Annotated in this window: 15 protein-coding genes; 6 read left to right on the top strand and 9 right to left on the bottom strand. The window is 72.3% G+C overall.

What is annotated here, in order from left to right; genetic code table 11:
- Window positions 1–84 precede the first annotated feature (84 nt).
- The 4 genes from ACLVWQ_RS37225 to ACLVWQ_RS37210 form a co-directional block, all read right to left on the bottom strand.
- Window positions 85–936 (bottom strand): hypothetical protein, encoded by an 852-nt coding sequence (locus ACLVWQ_RS37225; protein WP_414113719.1) that lies wholly within the window; start codon window positions 934–936, stop codon window positions 85–87.
- 206 nt (window positions 937–1142) lie between these two features.
- Window positions 1143–1802 (bottom strand): NADPH-dependent F420 reductase, encoded by a 660-nt coding sequence (locus tag ACLVWQ_RS37220; RefSeq protein ID WP_414113718.1) that lies wholly within the window; start codon window positions 1800–1802, stop codon window positions 1143–1145.
- A 146-nt stretch (window positions 1803–1948) separates the two neighbouring features.
- Window positions 1949–2161 (bottom strand): EF-hand domain-containing protein, encoded by a 213-nt coding sequence (locus tag ACLVWQ_RS37215; RefSeq protein ID WP_414113717.1) that lies wholly within the window; start codon window positions 2159–2161, stop codon window positions 1949–1951.
- A 40-nt stretch (window positions 2162–2201) separates the two neighbouring features.
- The gene (locus ACLVWQ_RS37210; RefSeq protein ID WP_414113716.1) at window positions 2202–3116 is read right to left on the bottom strand and encodes a MerR family transcriptional regulator; all 915 of its coding nucleotides are present in this window, start codon (window positions 3114–3116) and stop codon (window positions 2202–2204) included.
- Window positions 3117–3179: 63 nt separating this feature from the next.
- Between ACLVWQ_RS37210 and ACLVWQ_RS37205 the strand changes: the two genes are divergently transcribed.
- Complete coding sequence (locus tag ACLVWQ_RS37205) at window positions 3180–3866, top strand: GNAT family N-acetyltransferase (protein WP_414113715.1); 687 nt, start codon at window positions 3180–3182, stop codon at window positions 3864–3866.
- 65 nt (window positions 3867–3931) lie between these two features.
- Here ACLVWQ_RS37205 and ACLVWQ_RS37200 read toward each other — a convergent pair whose 3' ends face one another.
- The 5 genes from ACLVWQ_RS37200 to ACLVWQ_RS37180 form a co-directional block, all read right to left on the bottom strand.
- Window positions 3932–4558 (bottom strand): ADP-ribosyltransferase, encoded by a 627-nt coding sequence (locus ACLVWQ_RS37200; RefSeq protein ID WP_414113714.1) that lies wholly within the window; start codon window positions 4556–4558, stop codon window positions 3932–3934.
- A gap of 91 nt (window positions 4559–4649) precedes the next feature.
- Window positions 4650–5153, bottom strand: coding sequence for an ATP-binding protein (locus ACLVWQ_RS37195; protein ID WP_414113713.1), 504 nt, complete (start codon window positions 5151–5153; stop codon window positions 4650–4652).
- A 339-nt stretch (window positions 5154–5492) separates the two neighbouring features.
- Window positions 5493–6260, bottom strand: a complete 768-nt coding sequence (locus tag ACLVWQ_RS37190; protein WP_414113712.1) for an enoyl-CoA hydratase/isomerase family protein — start codon at window positions 6258–6260, stop codon at window positions 5493–5495.
- A gap of 141 nt (window positions 6261–6401) precedes the next feature.
- On the bottom strand, window positions 6402–7643 hold the full coding sequence (locus ACLVWQ_RS37185) for a L,D-transpeptidase (protein WP_414113711.1): 1242 nt from the start codon (window positions 7641–7643) through the stop codon (window positions 6402–6404).
- A gap of 178 nt (window positions 7644–7821) precedes the next feature.
- Window positions 7822–9054 carry an Ig-like domain-containing protein gene (locus ACLVWQ_RS37180; RefSeq protein WP_414113720.1) on the bottom strand — a complete coding sequence of 411 codons (1233 nt, stop codon included), beginning with the start codon at window positions 9052–9054 and terminating at the stop codon, window positions 7822–7824.
- A gap of 152 nt (window positions 9055–9206) precedes the next feature.
- Here ACLVWQ_RS37180 and glgX point away from each other — a divergent pair, with 152 nt between their 5' ends.
- The 5 genes from glgX to ACLVWQ_RS37155 all read left to right on the top strand — a co-directional run bounded on the left by glgX (window position 9207) and on the right by ACLVWQ_RS37155 (window position 19157).
- Window positions 9207–11561 carry a glycogen debranching protein GlgX gene (gene glgX, locus ACLVWQ_RS37175; RefSeq protein ID WP_414113710.1) on the top strand — a complete coding sequence of 785 codons (2355 nt, stop codon included), beginning with the start codon at window positions 9207–9209 and terminating at the stop codon, window positions 11559–11561.
- 120 nt (window positions 11562–11681) lie between these two features.
- Window positions 11682–13589, top strand: a complete 1908-nt coding sequence (locus ACLVWQ_RS37170; protein ID WP_414113709.1) for an ABC transporter ATP-binding protein — start codon at window positions 11682–11684, stop codon at window positions 13587–13589.
- Window positions 13586–15463, top strand: coding sequence for an ABC transporter ATP-binding protein (locus tag ACLVWQ_RS37165; protein WP_414113708.1), 1878 nt, complete (start codon window positions 13586–13588; stop codon window positions 15461–15463). Before ACLVWQ_RS37170 ends, ACLVWQ_RS37165 begins: the two co-directional genes overlap by 4 nt.
- Window positions 15460–17334, top strand: a complete 1875-nt coding sequence (locus ACLVWQ_RS37160) for an ABC transporter transmembrane domain-containing protein (protein ID WP_414113707.1) — start codon at window positions 15460–15462, stop codon at window positions 17332–17334. Before ACLVWQ_RS37165 ends, ACLVWQ_RS37160 begins: the two co-directional genes overlap by 4 nt.
- A complete protein-coding gene (locus ACLVWQ_RS37155; protein ID WP_414113706.1) occupies window positions 17331–19157 on the top strand; it encodes an ABC transporter ATP-binding protein in 1827 nt (608 codons plus the stop codon). Before ACLVWQ_RS37160 ends, ACLVWQ_RS37155 begins: the two co-directional genes overlap by 4 nt.
- Window positions 19158–19723 lie beyond the last annotated feature (566 nt).

The following is a 19723-nucleotide window of genomic DNA, read 5'->3' as shown; positions in this document are numbered from 1 at the left end:
GCGAGGGCGCGGGCGCGGGCGAGGTCGGAGCCGGGGCTCCGGCCGGGGCCGGGGCCGGGGCCGGCGCCTGGCCGTCGGCCGCGCTCATGGCTCGTCCGCGGAGTCGGCGTCGTGGTGCACGTGCTTGTCACCCCGCACGTGGTCACCCCCGTAGTAGTCACCACCGATGTGCCACGCGTCGCCGTTCACCGCGACCGCGCTTTCCGTCACGTCGTGGATGTGGGCGGGTGTGGACGGCGGAACCGCGCTCCCCGCGGCGGTTCCGCCGTCACCCCTCCCCGCGCCGTCCCGGACCGCGGTTCCCCCTGCTGCGCCGGGCGGCTCCCCCGCATCGGCGGGAAGTCCGGGCGGTGCCGAGTAGCCGGGCACGGTGACCCAGCCCCGGCGCCGCTCGTCGTGCTTGGTGACGAAGTCGGCGGGCAGATAGGCCGCCGGGTCGATCCCGGGGTATCCGCCGCGCACGATCGACGTGTAGACGTGCTCGGAGACCACCAGGACCAGCTGTGCGCTGCGGGCCTTCTCCAGTACACCCTTGACCGGTCCGGCGTCCACGAGCCGGGCCAGGTCGTTGATGGCGGTGCCGGTCCAGCGCTTGCCCTGCCGGATCACGAGCCCTTGGTTGAGGCCGACCCGCAGCCTCATGCGGTGGTCGAGGTTGTACTTCGCCCGGTGTGCCCGCAGCGCGTCGTCGAGGCCGCGGGTCAGTTCCCTCAGCAGCTTGGTCGGGCTCGTCCCCGTCGGGACGAGGATCAGCATCCCGTCCCCGCGGTCCTGGACCGGGCACGTGGCGAGGTCGAGTCCGGCCCGCGCGACCGCGAACTCGACCACCCCGTACAGCTCGTCGTGCAGGGTCGCCTGGGCGACTTCCGTCCGCAGACTGAAGTCCTCGATGTCCAGCAGCACGATCCAGTAGCTGTGCGGATCCGACGCCACCATGTCCGTCCTCCTGTGCTCACGCAGGAACGGTCATGAGCGCCCCCGCGGCTCCATGCAAAAACCTATGAGAAGCAGTGTCTACGCCAACTGGCACACAGGGGACTGGATTCCAAACATCTCTATTGATGGGGAAATAACGGGAGAAGCAACACAAGGAGCAGTTCGCACCGGTTGCACAGCGGCCCGGCCTGCAACTCGCGCACCGGCTACGCCCTGAAGTCCGCCGTGCGTTCCGGTGACGCCTCGGACAGCGCCTTCGTCACCCCTGCCACGCCCGCCCGCAGGCCGTAGACGGGGGTGCCGGGCTGCTGGCGCCAGGAGTCGTCGAGGCCGCCCGCGTCCACGGTGTCGAAGCCGAGTTCGTCGATGAGGGCGCGGACGGCCTTCTTGGCGGCCTCGTCGTCGGCCGCCACCGGGACCGCGAGACGGTCGGGGGCGCCCGCCGGGAGGGGGCGGTCCAGGATGTCCTGCGCGTACGTGCCGTTGAAGGCCTTGACGACGGTGTGGCCCAGGTGACCGGCGGTCCAGCGGCTCTCCGTCAGGCCCTCGTCGAGGATCGCGGCGATCCTGCCGTCGCGCCGCGGGTAGTAGTTGCCGGTGTCGACGACGCTCACGTGGTCCGCCGCCCCGTCCAGCAGTCCGGACGGCAGGTCGGGGACCGCCCTGAGGGGAATCGTGACGACGACGAGTTCGGCGCCGCGGGCGGCCTCCTCGACGCGGACGGGGGTGGCTCCGGTCTCCTGCGCCAGCGCGGTGAGCGTCTGCGGGCCGCGGGAGTTGGCGACGTGCACGTCGTGTCCGAGCGCGGTGAGCCGCCGGGTGAGGTTGCCGCCGATGTTGCCTGCTCCGATGATGCCGATCTTCATGTCGACTCGCCCTTCCAGGGGGAGGTGGGTGACTCCTGCGGGGAGTAGCAACCGCCGACCTGATCAGGCTATTCCGGACTTACCGGGACGCGTGGAAAAGGGGCGCCCCGCGCGGACCCGCGCGACGGGCGCCCCTGCCGCTCACGTCACCTGTTGACGTGGGCCCAGAACTCGTCGAACGAGAGCAGCTTGTCGCCGTTGACGTCCTGGGCCGCGATGACGGCCTCGGCCACCGACTCGGTGACGTTCCAGTCGCCGCCCTGGGCCAGCGCCTTCTTGAACTCGGCGGCGGTGATGTAGCCGTCCCCGTCCACGTCGATGCGCTCGAACGCCTTGCGTGCTTCCTCGATGTCCGCCACCGGACCCGCCCCTTCATGGTGCTTCTCTGACGAGGTCAGATTAACTTCCCGCCCTGGCCCGCAGCGCGGCGACCACCCAGGCGAACTCCTCGGCGTGCGCGGGCAGCGGCCCGGTCCCGCGGACGACGGCGGTCAGCTCCCGGAACCGGGCGAGTTCCACGTGCGACGCGGACTCCATGCGCTCCAGTACGGCGGCCCGGTCGGCGTCGCCCAGGAGCCCGTCCAGCACCTCGTCGGCGCGGGCGGACTCCGGGTCGACGCCCTGCGCCCGTGCCTCACCGGCCAGCTGCACCAGACGGCTCATGAACCACAGGGACGTACCCGCGGGCACCTCAGGTCCCCGGTCCGCCGCGTTGAACTCGACCGTCCTGCGCATCCGCCGGCGGAACTGCGGATCCTGCATCAGCTCGGCGAGTTCGACCCAGGCGTCCACCTGCTCGGCCGTGGGGTCCTCGGGCAGATCGGCGATGCCGAACCGCAGCCGGGTGCGGATGTCGGGGTCCGCGGTGTCGAGGCCCCCGAAGGTCTCCTCCATGAAGTCGTCGATGATCCGCTTCCGTTCGGCCGCCGACAGCCGTGCCAGTTTGTTCATCAAGGTCATCTCCTCTGCGGTCGAGCCGCGTCGCGCCACGGTCGACAGCACCGCCCGGGTCACCCGCAACGCCCTGATCTGCGCGTCCAGGGCCAGGACATGGGTGGCCGCCACCTCCGCGACCGTCGTCTCGCCCGCCAGCACCCGCCGTACGTCGTCCAGGCCGAGGCCCAGCTCCCGCAGCGTACGGATGAGTTCGAGGCGCGCCACGGACGCGGCGTCGTACAGCCGGTAGCCGCCCTCGGAGCGGGTCACGGGCGGCAGGGCGTCCACGTCCGACCAGTAGCGGATGGTGCGTACGGTCAGCCCGGTGGCCCTGGCCAGCTCGCCGATGGTGAAGAGTCCGGTGCCGTCGTCGGTCATGTCCGGGAGTCTGGGCCTTCCAGCGGGTGGAGACTCAAGGAGACGAAGCGAAGGAGCGGACGCGTGCCCGAGAGTCTGTGCCTGCGGACCATTCTCGACGAGGCGGCCCGCGACGTCTTCCCTCCCGCGGACGGCCGCGTCACGGTGGTGCGCCAGCCCTCTCCCCGTGACGCGGGTGTCGTGGCCTTCACCGCGCACTCGGTCGTGTTCACGGACGAGGATCCCGAGTGGGTGCGCCGGACGCTGGAGCGGGCCGGCTGCGACGCGCTCGCCGCGCCCATGAACCCCCGTTTCCTGGCGGCCTTCATGGACCGTACGGGACGTACGAACGACACGGTCGACCTGCTGGCCGTCGCCCCATCGCTCACGGGCGAGCCGGCTCTCCCCCTGGTGGAGGTCACCGACCGGGACCACCACCGGGTCGTACGGGCCCGTGAGCACCGCGACGACGTGCGCGTGTGGACCGTCGACGGCGGAGTGCTCGTCCTCGGCCGGGGCGTCGCGGGGCGGCTGGAGGCCGGGGTCGAGGTGGACGCGGCGGTACGCCACCGGGGGCTCGGGCGGGAACTCGCCGGAGCGGCACGGCGGCTGGCCGGCGGCGAGCCGGTCTGGGCCCAGCTCGCGCCGGGGAACGCCCGCAGCGTGCGGGCGTTCCTCGCGGCCGGTTACCGGGCGGTGGGCGCGGAGGCACTGCTCACCGAACGGCGGAAGGCGACGGCCGCCGGCGAGGTGACGGCTGAGGGGGCCTGACCGGACTCAGGCGCCCGCTCAGCGTCGGGGCCGGCGGTTCCTCTCCGCGCCGAGGCGGGCCGTTCTCAGTGCCAGGGCCGGTAGTTCGGGTTGCTCTCGCAGTCGCTCATGATCTCGGTCTTGGTCTTCTTGTCGACCGGGCAGACACCGATGATGTACTGCCGTGCGATACCGCCCGGGAAGGCGACCTCGACCTGGTCGGCCCACTTGTGGGTGTCGCCGATGGTCTTGTTGACGTCCACACCGCCGGGGGCGTCGATGTAGTAGTTGTAGCCGCTCTTCCACCACGTCTTGTAGAGGTCGTGGTCGTAGCTCGTGGAGACGTACGGCGAGGGCTGGTTGACGAGGACGTACTGCTCGATGTCGTACTGGCCGTCGACGACGTCCTTGGGGTGGAAGCCCTGCTCGAAGACGACGGCGGGGCCCCGGCCGTCGCTGCGGTAGAGCGTGCCGCAGGTCTTGCGCCAGACCGGCTCGGGCGTGATGCGGGCGACGTCCACGCCACGGTCCGCGGCGGCGTGCACGGGGTCGGCGAACTGGGGACAGGTGGGTGCCGCGGCGGCCTTCGCGGCGAAGGCCGCGGGTGCCTTCGCCGTGGTCTCGGCGGGAGGTGTCGCGGCGGAGGTCGCGAGGGCGGCCGTGAGGGACAGGACGACGGCGGCGGCCCGTCGCCGCAGGCGAGTTGTGGTCATGGGAGCACCCTCGCGGGTCCGCGGGGACAGGCCGTGGATCTTCACTCGTACGGCGGCGCGCCGCGGACGGAGGTTGCCCCGGGGACACCCCTCAGCGGTCCGCCACCCGCATTTCGAACCAGGTCGTCTTGCCCCGTGGGAGGAGGTCGACCCCCCAGCGGTCGGAGAGCTTGTCGACCAGGAAGAGGCCCCGGCCGCTGATGTCCATCTCCTGCACCGGCATCAGACAGGGCAGTCCCCGCGAGGGGTCACGGACCTCGACCCTGATCCAGCCCCGGCGGCGGCGCATACGGAGCCCGAAGACCCGCGCCCCGGTGTGCCGGACCGCGTTGCCCACGAGTTCCGAGACCAGGAGCACCGCGTCCTCGGTCATCTTCGGCGAGAGGCCCCACTGGCGCAGCACGACGACCTGGGTGAGCCGGCGCGCGGTGGCGGCGGACTCCGGCCGGGACGGCAGCGGCACCTCCGCCTCGGTGGGGTTGCCGAACAACTCCAGCGCCTTCAGCGCGTGTTCGTCCTCGACAGCAGGCGACCAGCGCGCCGCGGTCGCACTCCCGTGCCGCCGCGGCTGTTCGATACCCTCCAGCCCCGCCATGCCCCCCATCATGGCTGCCAAAGGGCCACTCCGGGGACGTTCCAGAGGAATACGACCCCCGGAACTCCACATTCCGCTCGATTCGATCGACATATGCCATGGGCATTTCAGATATCCACACACCCCGTCTGACCTGCTACGACAGGCCCATTGAGGGCGATCACCCGGGTCCGACGAAAGGAACGCTTAAGGCTGCCTTAAGGGCTGGATAAACCGCTCCTTCGAGGGACACCGGGTAAGACACCGCGTCAACTGCAAGAGGATCGGCTCAACTTGACGGGTGAGTTTCGCGGCACCGCGACACCTCGGCGGCACGGTCGAGACCCGTCACGAGACCCGTCAGAGGAACTTCGCCTTGCCGGGCCCCTCGTCGACGAAGCTCCGCATCCCCCGCTCCCGGTCCTCCGTCGCGAACAGACCCGCGAACCAGGTGCGTTCGACCGCGAGCCCGGTCTCGATGTCGGTCTCCAGGCCCACGTCGACCGACTCCTTGGCCGCGCGCAGCGCGAGCGCCGGTCCCTGCGCGAGCTTCGCGGCCCACGCGTGCGCCTCGGCGTACACGTCGGCGGCCGGTACGACCCGGTCCACCAGACCGAGCGACAGGGCCTCGTCGGCCTTGACCATGCGGCCGGTGAAGATGAGGTCCTTCGCCCGGGAGGGGCCGATGAGCCGGGACAGGCGCTGGGTGCCGCCGGCGCCCGGGATCAGCCCGAGGAGGATCTCCGGCTGGCCCAGCTTGGCGTTGTCCGCGGCGATCCTGAAGTCGGCGCACAGCGCCAGCTCACAGCCCCCGCCCAGCGCGTAACCGGTGACCGCGGCGACGACCGGCTTGGGGATGCGGGCCACGGCGGTGAAGGAGTCCTGCAGCGCCCGGGAGCGTACGACCATCGCCGCGTGGTCCATGGCCTGCATCTCCTTGATGTCCGCGCCCGCCGCGAACACCTTCTCCCCGCCGTAGAGGATCACCGCGCGCACGTCCTCGCGGCGGGCGGCCTCCTCGGCGAGTTCCTTGAGCCGGTCCTGCGTGGCGACGTCCAGCGCGTTCATGGGCGGACGGGCGAGGCGGATCGTTCCGACACCTTCGGCGACTTCGAGATTGACGGTCATGAGGGCAGGTTAACGGGGGCTAACGGGTACGGCCCCGGTGTGCTCCGTCACAGCGGAGCACACCGGGGCCGTCCCCACGGTCCGGTCGGGACGGACCGGGACGAGGACGCCGCGGTCAGCGGCGCCCGGGTCCCCGCGGGGTCACGCCTTCCACTTCTCCCACGACATGTTCCAGCCGTTGAGCCCGTTGTCCGGGGCCACGGTCCGGTCGTTGGAGTTCTTCACCGTCACCACGTCGCCGACGATCGAGTGGTCGAAGAACCACGCGGCCGGGGCGCCCCGGTCACCGCCGCCGCGCTGGTCGCGCAGACCTATGCAGCCGTGGCTCGCGTTGTAGTTGCCGAAGGCGTCGCCGCCCCAGTAGTTGCCGTGGATGAAGGTGCCCGACGTGGTCAGGCGCATCGCGTCCGGCACGTCCTTGATGTCGTACTCGCCGCCGTAGCCGACCGTCTCGCCGTTCATCCGGGTCACCCGGAGGCGCTCACTGATGACCATCTGGCCGTTCCAGGTCTCGTAACCGGCCTTGCCCGTCGTGACGGGGATGGTCTTGATGACCTTGCCGTCCCGCTCGACGGTCATCTTCTTGGTCTTGACGTCGACCGTGGAGACCTGGCTGCGGCCTATCGTGAACTTCACGGTCTTGGCCTGCTTGCCGTAGACACCCGGCCGGCCCTCGACCCCGTCGAGGTTCAGCGTCACGGTGACCTTCGTACCGGACTTCCAGTATTCCTCGGGGCGGAAGTCCAGGCGGTCGTTGCCGAACCAGTGGCTCTCGACGTCGACCGCAGGCTCGGTCTTGACCTCTATCGCCTTCTCGACGTCCTCGGGGTGGGTGATGCCCCGGGTGAAGTTCACCGAGAAGGGCATTCCGACGCCGACCTTGGAGCCGTCCTCGGGCGTGAAGGTGCCCACGAAGGTGTTCTTCGGGGTCAGCGTGGTGAAGGCGGACTCCTCGGCGGCCTGACGGCCCTCGGAGTCCTTCGCCACCGCGTGGACCTTGTACTTGGTGGCCGCGGCGAGATGACCGGCGGGCGTCCAGCTCGCGCCCCCGTCGGTGATCTTCCCCTCGACCGGCTCGCCCTTGCCGTCCTCGACCGTGACCTCGGTCAGCTTGCCCTTGGCCGCCGTCACCTTCAGCGCACCACTGGTCCGGACGGAGCCCGCGCCGTCCTTCGGGGCTATGGTCACGACCGCCTGCGAGACCTTGGTGTCCGCCTTGTCCGAATCCTTGTCCTTGCCGTCGCCGGACCCGGAACCCGAGTCCCCTCCCCCGCCGCAGGCGGTCACGAGGAGCAGCATCGTCCCCAGCACAAGTGCCAGGGCTCCTTTGCCACTTCGTGTCCGCGCGCCAACCGACGCCCCCGATATCGGTCGCCCGTTCAAGTTCGTTCTCCCCTCGCACGGCCTGTTCAGGCCCGTACTACGGCGCGTCCCACGCACGCATCGCGCTAATTAATCACACTGCCACGGGGGATGGCCTCCAGGGAATGTCACCGTTCAGTCCCAACACGTCGAGCCGGTGGCGCCGGGGGCCCTTCCGTGTGCGTACCCGTATGTCGGGTTACTTCACCGCGGAGCCCGATTTCCAGGCCTTCCAGCCCATGTTCCACCCGCCGAGGCCGTTGTCCGGAGCGACTTTCCCGTCCTTGCTGTTGACGACCTCCACGACGTCGCCGATGAGACTGCGGTCGAAGAACCAGCCCGCCGGGGTCGCGGAGCTGCCGCCCTTCACATCGCGCAGTCCCACGCATCCGTGGCTGACATTGGCCCGGCCGAAGACGCCCTCGGCCCAGTAGTTGCCGTGCAGGAAGGTCCCGGAGGAGGTGAGGCGCATGGCGTGCGGGACGTCGGGGATGTCGTACTCGCCCTTGCCGTCGGCGCGTGTGAAACCGACGGTGGCCCCGTTCATCCGGGTCACCTCCAGCATCTCGGTGACCACCATCCTGCCGTTGTACGTCGTGCTCTTCGGGGCGCCCGCGGTGATCGGCACGGTGGACAGGAGCTCTCCGTCGCGGTGCACCCGCATGGTGTGGGCGGCCGCGTCGACGAGGCTGACCTGGCTGCGGCCGACCGTGAAGGAGACGGTCCTGCGCTGGAGCCCGTACACGTCCGGGGCCGCCTCGACGTCCCGCAGCCGCAGGTCGACGGTGACCTTCGTACCGGGTTTCCAGTAGGTCTCGGGGCGGAAGTCCAGGCGGTCCTCGCCGAACCAGTGCGGAGCGATCTCCGTCTTCGGCACCGAGGTCACCCGGATGGCGCGTTCGACCGCCGCCCGGTTCTCGATCGCGCGGTTGAACTCCAGCGAGACGATCATTCCGGTGCCGACCGTCGAACGGTTCTCCGGCATGACGTACCCGATGAACCGCTCGTCGGGGACGACCGTCGTGAACGTGGCGTGCCGTGCCACCCGCCGGCCGTGGCCGTCGAGCGCCACCGCGTCCACCGTGTACTTGGCGGCGAGCGCGAGCTTCGGGGCGGCGGGCCGCCAGGTCGCGCCGTCCGCGCCGATCCGGCCGGGGACCGGGGTTTCCTGGGCGTCCTGGGACTTCACCACCTTCACGGACTCCAGTCGCCCGGCAGGCACCCGTACCACCAGGCCCTCGTCGGGGCGTACGGCCTTGCTGCCGTCGTCCGGCACGACGCGGATCGCGTCCCGGGGCGAACGGGGTTTGCCGAGCATCTCGTCCACCCCGTGCGAGGTGCATCCGGCGGCCGAGGCCAGCAGGCCCGCCCATGTCAGTGCGGCGGCCAGCGCGGCCCCTGCGCGCCGCGCGCGCGTCTGTTCGTGCATCACGTGCACCCAACGACAGTCCCCCGTCTCGGGAAACGTGAGTGCGAGCCCGGCTCTGGGCAGAACAGTGGGGAGGACGACACGGGATGAGGCCGCGGCCGGGACGCCGCGGTCCTCCTGGTGCCGCTCCGACCGAGCCGCCGGGAGGGCCCAGGGTGTCGAGCGCAGCCGAGCAGGAGGCAGTGCAGGACGGGCGCGCGCCGGGCGGAGGGCTGCCCGCACAGGCCGCCCCCGCGCGAAACGGCACCGCGCTGAACGGCACGGCGCGCACCGCGCCGGGCACCGCCGTCCGGCCGGGCGCGCCGACCCCGCTCGGGGCGCGGTTCCGGACGGGGCCCGACGGCGTCTCGGGCACCAACTTCGCGCTGTGGGCGGGCGGGGCCGAGTCGGTCGAGCTGTGCCTCTTCGGCACACCGGACGACGGCGCCGCGCACGGGACCGAGCCCCTGAGCGGGAGCGGTGACGGCGGGCGGCACGAAGTCGAGATCCGGGTGCCGCTGACCGAGCTGACCCACGAGATCTGGCACGGCTTCGTGCCGGGGATACGGCCCGGCCAGCGGTACGGCTTCCGGGTGCACGGCCGCTGGGACCCGTGGACCGGCGCCCGCTGGAACCCCGCGAAGCTGCTCCTCGACCCGTACGCGCGAGCGGTGGACGGCGCGGGACAGGACGAGTTCGCCAGCCTGCCGCCCCAGGTGTACGCCCATGTGCGCGACTGGCCCCAGCAGCACGTCGCGGACACGGTGCGCGACGACCGCGACTCGGCGCCGTACGTCCCCAAGGGCGTCGTCGTCCACGACGACGCGCCCGACGACGAGTGGGCGGACGACCGCCGCCCGAAGACGCCGTGGGCGGACTCCGTCATCTACGAGCTGCACGTGAAGGGCTTCACCAAGCTCCACCCGGGGATCCCGGAGAAACTGCGCGGCACGTACGCGGGGCTGGCCCATCCGGCGGCGATCGAGCACCTGGTGGCGCTCGGGGTGACGGCCGTCGAGCTGCTGCCGGTGCACCAGTTCGCGCACGAGGACCATCTGCTGCGCCGGGGCCTGCGGAACTACTGGGGCTACAACTCGATCGGCTACTTCGCCCCGCACGCCGGCTACGCGGCCTCCGGGACCAACGGCCGGCAGGTCGGCGAGTTCAAGCGCATGGTGCGCGCGCTGCACGCCGCCGGCATCGAGGTCATCCTCGACGTCGTCTACAACCACACGGCCGAGGCGAGCGAGCTGGGCCCGACCCTGTCGCTGCGCGGCATCGACAACCGCGGCTACTACCGGCTGCAGAACGACGCCCGGCGGTACGCGGACTACACGGGCTGCGGCAACACCCTGCACGTCGTACAGCCGCACGTGCTGCGCCTGATCACGGACTCGCTGCGCTACTGGGTGACGGAGATGGGCGTGGACGGCTTCCGCTTCGACCTGGCGGCCGCGCTGGCCCGGTCGATGCACGACGTCGACATGCTGTCCCCGTTCCTGGCCGTCATCGGGCAGGATCCGGTGCTGCGCCGCGTGAAGCTGATCGCCGAGCCGTGGGACGTCGGCTCCGGCGGCTACCAGGTGGGCGCGTTCCCGCCGCTCTGGACGGAGTGGAACGACCGCTACCGCAACGCCGTACGGGACTTCTGGCGGGGCGCGCTGCCGGACGTGCGGGACCTCGGGTACCGGCTCTCGGGGTCGAGCGACCTGTACGCGTGGGGCGGGCGGCGGCCGTACGCCTCGGTGAACTTCGTGACGGCGCACGACGGCTTCACCCTGCGCGACCTGGTGTCGTACGAGCGCAAGCACAACGAGGCCAACGGCGAGGGCAACCGCGACGGCACCGACGACAACCGCGCGTGGAACGGCGGGGCCGAGGGCGAGACCGACGACGCGCGGATACGGGACCTGCGGCGCCGCCGGCTGCGCAACCTGCTGACCACGCTGCTGCTCTCCACCGGGGTGCCGATGCTGGTCGCGGGCGACGAACTCGGGCGGACCCAGCGGGGCAACAACAACGCGTACTGCCAGGACAACGAGATCAGCTGGCTCGACTGGAGCCTCCTCGACGACCCGGGCTGGCGGGCCCTGTTCGACCTGACGTCCCGGCTGATCGCCCTGCGCCACGCGCACCCCGTGCTCCGGCGGCGTGCCTTCTTCTCCGGCCGGGCCCACTCGGCCGACGGGCTGCGGGACCTGGCCTGGTTCACCGCGCACGGCACCGAGATGACGGAGCGGGACTGGTACGCGCCCGCGGGGACGCTGGGGATGTTCCTGTCCGGCCGGGACATCCCCGGGCGGGACGCGCTGGGTGCCCCCGTGACGGACGACAGCTTCCTGGTGGTCCTGCACGCCGGGGACGGCCCCGCGGACTTCGCCCTCCCCGGCCCGCCGTGGGCCGCGTCGTACGAGGTGGTGGTCGACACGTCGAGGGAGGAACAGGCGGCCGCCCCCGGGGTGACGCACCTGGCGGCCACGACGGTCACGGTCCCACCGCGCACGGTCCTCCTGCTGAAGGTCGCCGAGTAGGGGCTGCCGGGGGCGCCCCGTAAGGAGCGGGGAACCCCCAGGTCGTAGGACCAGCGGCCGACGCCGACCCGGCCAAAACTCGGTGGGCGTTGTCAGTGCCGATCCGTAGGCTCGCTGCTGATGACAACCACACCTGCGCCCGCCGAGGAAGTCACCGAGAGCCGTTCCCCCGACCGCCGCCGTTCGGCCGTGCGCGTCCTGCTGCGCCTGTGGCCGTACGTACGGCCGGTGCGCGCACGGCTCGGCGTCGCGGCGGTGACAGCCGTCCTCGCCTCCTGTACGGGGCTGGTGATCCCGCTCGTCCTGAAATGGATCGTGGACGGTCCGGTGGCCGACCGGGACACGGACGGGGTGTGGCTCGGCGCCCTCTTCCTGCTGCTCCTCGGGATCGCCGAAGCGGTGCTCTTCGGGCTGCGGCGGTGGCTGGTGGCCAGACCGCTGGCCGGGGTCGAGGCGGCGATGCGGGCGGACCTGTACCGGCATCTGCAGCGGCTGCCCATCGCGTTCCACGACCGGTGGCCGTCGGGGCAGTTGCTGTCGCGGGGCACCACCGATCTGATGCTGCTGCGGTTGTTCCTCGCGTTCCCGCTGACGTTCCTGCTGGTCAACTCGGTGACCATCCTCGTGGGCGTCCTCATCATGCTGGCCCAGAACTGGACGCTGGGGCTGGTGCTGCTCGCGCCCGCGGTGCCCGTGATGATCGTCTGCTGGGTCTTCGAGAAGCGGTACTCACAGGTGGCGCGGCAGGCCCAGGACCAGGTCGGCGACCTGACGACGCTCGTCGAGGAGAGCGTGCTGGGCATCCGGATCATCAAGGGGTTCGGGCGTCATCGCAGCCAGGCCCTCGCCTTCCGGGACCTCTCCAGGACCCTGCGCGGCACGGAGCTCGCCAAGGCGCGCCTGCTCGCCGGCATCTACGCCGCCATCACGACCCTGCCCGAACTGGCCATCGGCGCGGCCCTCGTGCTCGGGACGGTGCAGGTGGCCGACGGTTCCCTGTCGGCCGGCACGCTGGTCGCGTTCCTGTCCACGGCGCTCGCGCTGCGCTGGCCCGTCGAGTCGATCGGCTTCCTGCTGGCGATGAGCCAGGAGGCGGCGACGGCCACGGAGCGGTACTTCGAGGTGATGGACGCGGAGCCGGAGTCGCAGGGGGTGACGGAGGGTGTGACGGAGGGAGCCCGGCAGCCCGCGGCCCCGCGATTCTCCGTCGTCTCCGTCGTCTCCGACGCCACTGACGCCGCTGACGCCGCTGACATCACTGACGCCGGTCGCGGCGGGCTTCGGTTCGAAGGCGTCCGGTTCCGGTATCCCGACGCGCCCCCCGACAGCGTTCCCGTCCTCGACGGCGTCGATCTGCACATCCGGTCCGGCGAGACCATGGCCCTCGTGGGCGGCACCGGCTCCGGGAAGACGACGCTCACCGCGCTCGTCCCCCGGCTGCACGAGGTCACGGCGGGGCGGATAACCCTCGATGGCGTGGACATCACCGGAATGCCGCGGGAGGAGCTGCGCGCCCTCGTGGCGGTCGCCTTCGAGGAGCCCACTCTCTTCTCCGCCGACGTCGGCGAGAACGTCCTCATGGGCGCCGCCGACACCGCCGACGAGGCCGACCTGGGCCGGGCCCTGGCCGTCGCCCAGGCCGACTTCGTCCACACCCTCCCGCACGGGACGAACACCCAGGTCGGCGAGCAGGGCCTCAGCCTCTCCGGCGGCCAGCGCCAGCGCCTGGCCCTGGCGCGGGCGGTCGTCGGCAACCCCCGCTTCCTCGTCCTGGACGACCCGCTCTCCGCCCTGGACGTCCACACGGAGGCCCTGGTCGAGGCGGCCCTGCGCCGCGTACTCGCCGGGACGACCGCCCTGGTCGTGGCCCACCGGCCGTCCACGGTCCTGCTCGCCGACCGGGTGGCCCTGCTCTCCGGGGGCCGGGTCACCGCCGTCGGCACCCACCACGAACTGCTGCGCACGAGCACGGAGTACGCCTGGCTGATGTCGGGAAGGACAGAGACGACCGAGAGGGAGAACCGATGACGGCGCCCACGACCACCGCGCCGGCAACCGGCGACGCGGAGCAGCGGGCCGTCCCGCCGTTCGAGGACGGCGACCCCTTCGACCGTGACGCCCTTCCCGCTCCCCCGCGCGCCACCTCCGCCCTCCTGCGTTCCCTGCTCTCGCCCCTCAAGGCGCGTGTCGCCCTCACGGCGGTCCTCCTCCTGCTCCAGCAGGCGGCGGTGCAGGCGGGCCCGCTGCTGGTGGCGTACGCCATCGACCGCGCCGTACCGGCCTTCCGCGCGGACGACCACGGCCCGCTGATCGCGGTCGCGGCCGCCTACGCGCTGTGCTCGCTGTCGGCCGGCGCCCTCCAGTGGGGCTTCATCCTCACGTCCGCCCGTGTCAACCAGGACGTCCTGCTCGACCTGCGCGGCAGGATCTTCCGGCACGCGCAGGCGCTCAGCGTCGACTTCCACGAGCGCTACACCTCCGGGCGGCTCATCTCCCGGTCCACGACGGACGTCGAGTCGCTGCGCGAACTGCTCAGCGAGGGCCTCCAGGAACTCATCACCGTCGTCCTGTCGTTCGTCTACATCTCGGCGATGCTGCTCTGGCTCGACCTGGGCCTGGGCGCCGTCGCGGTGGCCTCGTTCGTGCCGCTGTACCTCCTCATCCGGCTCTACCAGCACCGCGCCGGGCGGATCTTCGGCGTCCGCTCGACCGCCATCGCCGCCGTCATCGTGAAGTTCGCGGAGACGATGAACGGCATCCGGCCGGTCCGCGCCTTCCGCCGCGAGGCCGTCAACGACACCGCCTTCCACGCGCTCAACAGCCATCACGAGCGGGTCAACGGCGACGCCATCCTGGAGATGGCCCGCTATGTCGTCGGCTCCCGGCTCGTCGCCAACACGGCGGTCGCGGGGATCGTGCTGTGGGGCGCGTACCGGGTGGCGTCCGGCTCCCTGGCGCTGGGTGTGCTGGCCGCCGCGGTGCTGTACCTGCGGCGGCTGTACGACCCGATCGACCGGCTCGGCATGTTCCTCAACTCGTACCAGTCGGCGGCCGCCTCGATGGAGAAGGTCGCGGGCCTGCTGGCCCAGGTCCCCTCGGTGCCCGAGCCCGAGCGGCCGCGCGCCCTGCCCGCGCTCGCCTCCGAACTCCCGGGCCGCGAGGTCGTCTTCGACGACGTCCGCTTCGCGTACCGCACGGGCGGTGAGGTGCTCCCGACCTTCTCGCTGACGCTCCCGGCGGGCCAGACCGTCGCCGTGGTCGGCTCCACGGGCGCGGGCAAGTCGACGCTCGCCAAGCTCCTGGCCCGCTTCTACGACCCGACGACGGGCCGGGTCCTGCTCGACGGCGTGGATCTGCGCGAGCTCTCGGTGCCCGAGCTGCGGCGCGGGGTCGTGATGGTGACGCAGGAGGCCTTCCTGTTCTCCGGCACGGTCGCCGAGAACATCTCCATCGGCCGCCCCGACGCCTCCCGCGAGGACATCGAGCGGGCCGCGAAGGCCATCGGCGCCCATGACTTCATCAGCGCGCTGCCGGACGGCTACGACACGGACGTACGCAAGCGGGGCGGGCGCATCTCGGCAGGTCAGCGTCAACTGGTCGCGTTCGCGCGGGCGCTGCTCGCCGACCCGGCGGTGCTCATCCTGGACGAGGCCACCAGCTCGCTGGACGTGCCGGGCGAGCGGGCGGTCCAGCGGGCCATGCACACGGTCCTGCGCGGGCGTACGGCGGTGGTCATCGCGCACCGGCTGTCGACGGTGGAGATCGCCGACCGGGTCCTCGTCATGGAGCACGGCCGCATCGTCGAGGACGGCACCCCCGACCGGCTGATCACGGACACGGGCCGGTTCGCGGATCTGCACCGGGCCTGGCGGGACAGCCTCGTGCAGGGACCCGCGGAATGACCCTGCGACGTGCGGTCCGCAGCCGGGCGGACCGGGCCCACGACCTGGCGTACGGGGATCCGGGGGTGCCCGACCTGCGCGGCGGCGGCCGGTATCTGTGGTGGCTGGTCACCCGGCAGCCGGGGCGCTCCGCGGCGGGCGCGCTGCTGGCCACCACCTGGCTGGTGCTCCTGGCGCTGACGCCGTATCTGCTGTCCCGGGCGATCGACGACGGCCTGGAGCCGGGCGACCAGACCGCGCTGGCCGGCTGGTCCGCCGCGCTGCTGGTCCTCGGGGTGTTCAACACCGGGGTGGGCGTCCTGCGCCACCGCACGATGACCCAGGTCCGGATGGACGCCAACTTCCGTTCGGTGAAGCTGGTGGTGGAGCAGTCGACCCGGCTGGGCGCCGGGCTGTCCCGGCAGACCGGGACCGGCGAGGTCGTCACGATCGGCGTGGCCGACGTGCTGACGATCAGCCAGGCGCTGACCGTCGTCGGGCCCGGTGTCGGCTCGGCCGCCGCCTACCTCGTGGTGGCCGGACTGCTCCTCTCGGTCTCGCCGCCGCTGGCCTCCGTGGTCCTGCTCGGGGTGCCAGTGATCGTCGTACTCGTCGGTCCGCTGCTGGGGAGGCTGCGCGGCACGGAGACGGAGTACCGCGAGCGGCAGGGGGTGCTGACGGCACGGATCGGGGACCTCGCCGGCGGGCTGCGCGTCCTCAACGGCCTGGGCGGCAAGGGCCTGTTCGCCGACGCCTTCCGCCGAGACTCCCGGCGCCTGCGGGAGCAGGGGTACCGGGTCGGGTCCGTGACCAGCTGGATCCAGGCGCTCGGCGTCGGGCTGCCGACGGTCTTCCTGGCCGTGGTGACCTGGCTGGCGGCCCGGCTCGCCGCCCAGGGCTCGCTCAGCGTCGGCGAGCTGGTGTCCGTGTACGGCTACGCGGCGGTCCTGGTGGGTCCGGTGGCCTTCTTCGTCGAGTGCGGCCACCAGGTCAGCCGGGGCGTGGTGGCCGCCCGCCGCGTCGTACGCTTCCTGGCCCTGGAGCCCTTGGCCCTGAAGCCTCTGGACCTGGACCTGGACCTGAAGCCGCCGGCCCCGGCCTCCCCGGCGACGGACGCCGCCGGCCCCCCGCGGGACACGTCGCTCGACGCCCCGGCCGGGCCCGCCGTGCTGCACGATCCGCAGTCCGGTGTCGCGCTGGCACCGGGCACGTTGACCGCGCTGGCCGGGGCCCGGCCGGCCCAGTCCGCCGCCGTGGTCGACCGCCTGGGCCGGTACGACGAGTCCGCGGCGACCTGGGGCGGCGTACGCCTCGACGCGATCGCCCTGCCGCGGATACGGGAGCGCGTCCTGGTCGCCGACAACGAGGCCGACCTGTTCGCGGGCACCCTGCGCGCCCTGCTCTCCGGCCGCCACGACCGCCTGGCGGCGGACATCGGCCGGGCCGTGCACGCGGCCGTCGCGGACGACATCGTGCTCGGGCTCCCCGACGGGCTCGACTCGGCCGTCGACGCGCAGGGCCGCAGCCTCTCCGGCGGCCAGCGCCAGCGCGTACGCCTGGCGCGGGCGCTGCTCGCCGATCCCGAGGTGCTGCTCGCGGTCGAGCCCACCTCGGCGCTCGACGCGCACACCGAGGCCGCGGTCGCCGCCCGGCTGCGGGCCGCGCGCTCGGGCCGCACGACCCTCGTCACCAGCACCTCTCCGCTCGTCCTCGACCAGGCGGACACCGTGTACTACCTGGTCGACGGCGAGGTCGCGGCCCACGGCAGCCATCGCGAACTCCTCGACGGGGAGCCGGGATACCGCGCGCTGGTGGCCCGCGAGGAGGCGCGGGAGCCCGGGGTGGCACAGACGGCCGGCGAGGCCGGCGGGGTGGAAGAGGTCGTGCGATGAGTACGCAGTTGCCGGTCGCCGGGCCCGCCGTCGTGCGGGCGGCGGCGGCCCGCCTGATCCGCGCGGACGGCCGCGCCTTCGCCGTCGTGCTCGCCCTGAACGCGCTGACCGCCACCGTCGGTCTGGCCGGCCCGTGGCTGCTGGGCCGCATCATCGACGAGGTCAGGGCCGGCCGCGGCGTGGGCACCGTGGACCGGCTGGCGCTGGTCATCCTGGTGTGCGCGCTGGCCGAGTTGCTGCTGGCCCGAGCCGCCCGGTACGTGGGGCACCGCTTCGGTGAGCGGACGCTGGCGCGGGTGCGCGAGGAGTTCGTGGACCGGACGCTGGCGCTGCCCGCCTCCGTGGTGGAGCGCGCGGGCACCGGTGACCTGACGGCCCGCGGCACCGCCGACGTCGCCGCGGTGGGCACGACCCTGCGCGACGCCGGGCCCGAACTGCTGGTGTCCGCGGTGCAGGCGCTGCTCCTGGTCGGCGCGGTCTTCGTGCTCGACCCGTTGCTCGGCTGCTGCGCGGTGCTCGCCCAGGCCGGTATCTGGTTCGCCCTGCGCTGGTATCTGCGCCGGGCCCGCACCGCCTACCTCGCCGAGGGCGCGGCCACCTCGGAGGTCGCCGAGATCGTCTCGGCGACCGCGTCCGGCGCGCGCACCGTCGAGGCGTTCGGCCTTCAGCGGCGGCGCGTCACCGCGAGCCGGGACGCCCTGGAGACGTCCCGGCGCACCCGGATGCGCACGCTGTACCTGCGGAGCGTGTTCTTCGCGTCCGTGGACATCTCGTACGTCCTTCCCGTGTCCGTCGTCCTGATGGTGGGCGGCGCCCTGCACGCGCGAGGGTCGATGACCCTGGGGGCCGTGGTCGCGGCGGCGCTGTACCTGCGTCAGCTGACGACGCCGCTCGACACCTTGCTGATGCGGGTGGAGCAACTGCAGAGCAGCGGTGCCTCGTTCGCGCGGGTGGAGGGCCTGGGCCGGGCTCCCCGGGCGGTGCCGTCCGGCTCCTCCGCTCCGGCGGACGACCGGATCGACGTGCGGGGGGTGCGGTACGCGTACGACCGTGGCGGTGAGGTGCTGCGCGGGGTAGACCTGACCGTGCGGCCCGGGGAGCGGCTGGCCGTCGTCGGGCCCTCCGGCGCGGGGAAGACGACCCTGAGCCGGCTGCTCGCGGGCATCGACGAGCCGCGCTCCGGCTCGGTGACGGTGGGCGGGGTGCCGATCGCGGGCCTGGACCCGGAGCAGTTGCGGCGGCAGGTCGTGCTCGTCACGCAGGAGCACCATGTCTTCCTGGGCACGGTCCGCGACAATCTGCTGATCGCCGAACCGGCCGCCGGTGACACGAAGTTGTGGGCGGCGCTGGCCGCGGTCGGCGCCGACGACTGGGTCAGGGAGCTGCCGGGCGGGCTCGACGCGCAGCTGGGCTCCGGCGGCCCGTCCCTGACGGCCGGCGGCGCCCGGCCGGGCGGGGCCCCCGTCGCGGACGGCTCGCGCGCGCAGCAACTGGCGCTGGCCCGGGTCGTACTGGCCGATCCGCACACCCTGATCCTCGACGAGGCCACGGCGCTCCTCGACCCGGCGACCGCGCGCCACACGGAGCGCGCGCTGGCCGCCGTGCTGGCGGGGCGCACCGTCATCGCCATCGCGCACCGTCTGCACACCGCGCACGACGCGGACCGGGTGGCCGTGATGGAGGACGGCCGGCTGACCGAACTCGGCACCCACGACAGCCTCGTGGCGGCCGACGGCGCGTACGCGGCGCTCTGGCACTCGTGGCACGGTGAGCGCCCGACCTCGGTGTCGAATCCGGACGACGGGGCCGCCGCCACCTCCTGAACAACTGTTTTCAGCCAGGCCGGAAACACACCGCCGCATGCGATCGTCACACCGGACACCGTCCGCACCTGGCGCGCCGACGTGTCCGTCGACGTGTCCGTCGACCCGGTGACCCAGGTCGACTCGACGCACCGCCCGACCCCTTCAGCTCCTCGAACTCGGCGGACTCGGTCGACTCGGCGGCCTCGGCGGACGTCGCCGACAAGCCGGGTATCGTCCGCGCGCCCTCCGAAGTCACCCACGGGATCCGACAGTTGACGGTGCGGGATCGGGCGGGCACGGGCGAGCACGGGGCGTCGGGGAACGACCAGTGGCCGGAAGACCACCTCCCCGCGACCCAGGTGCACGAACCGGCCCGCCGTGGGTGTAGTCCCGGGCTCAACCCCTCGCACCTACCCCCACTTTGCCTGCATTTTGCCGATCTCTTGCTGCGCACTTCCGGTCCCGTTGCCGGAGCTTTGCCGGAGATCGCGTCCGTAATGCGTACGCGGATCTTCGGGCAGCGGACGATTTCCGGCCAACCTTTATTCGCCCAGCTGACATGTACGCGACCCACCTGGCACTGT

Source organism: Streptomyces sp. CWNU-52B, assembly GCF_047444975.1.
Classification (GTDB): Bacteria; Actinomycetota; Actinomycetes; order Streptomycetales; family Streptomycetaceae; genus Streptomyces.
Note: the sequence above shows the minus strand (reverse complement) of the source record. Positions and strands in the feature narration are given on the sequence as shown.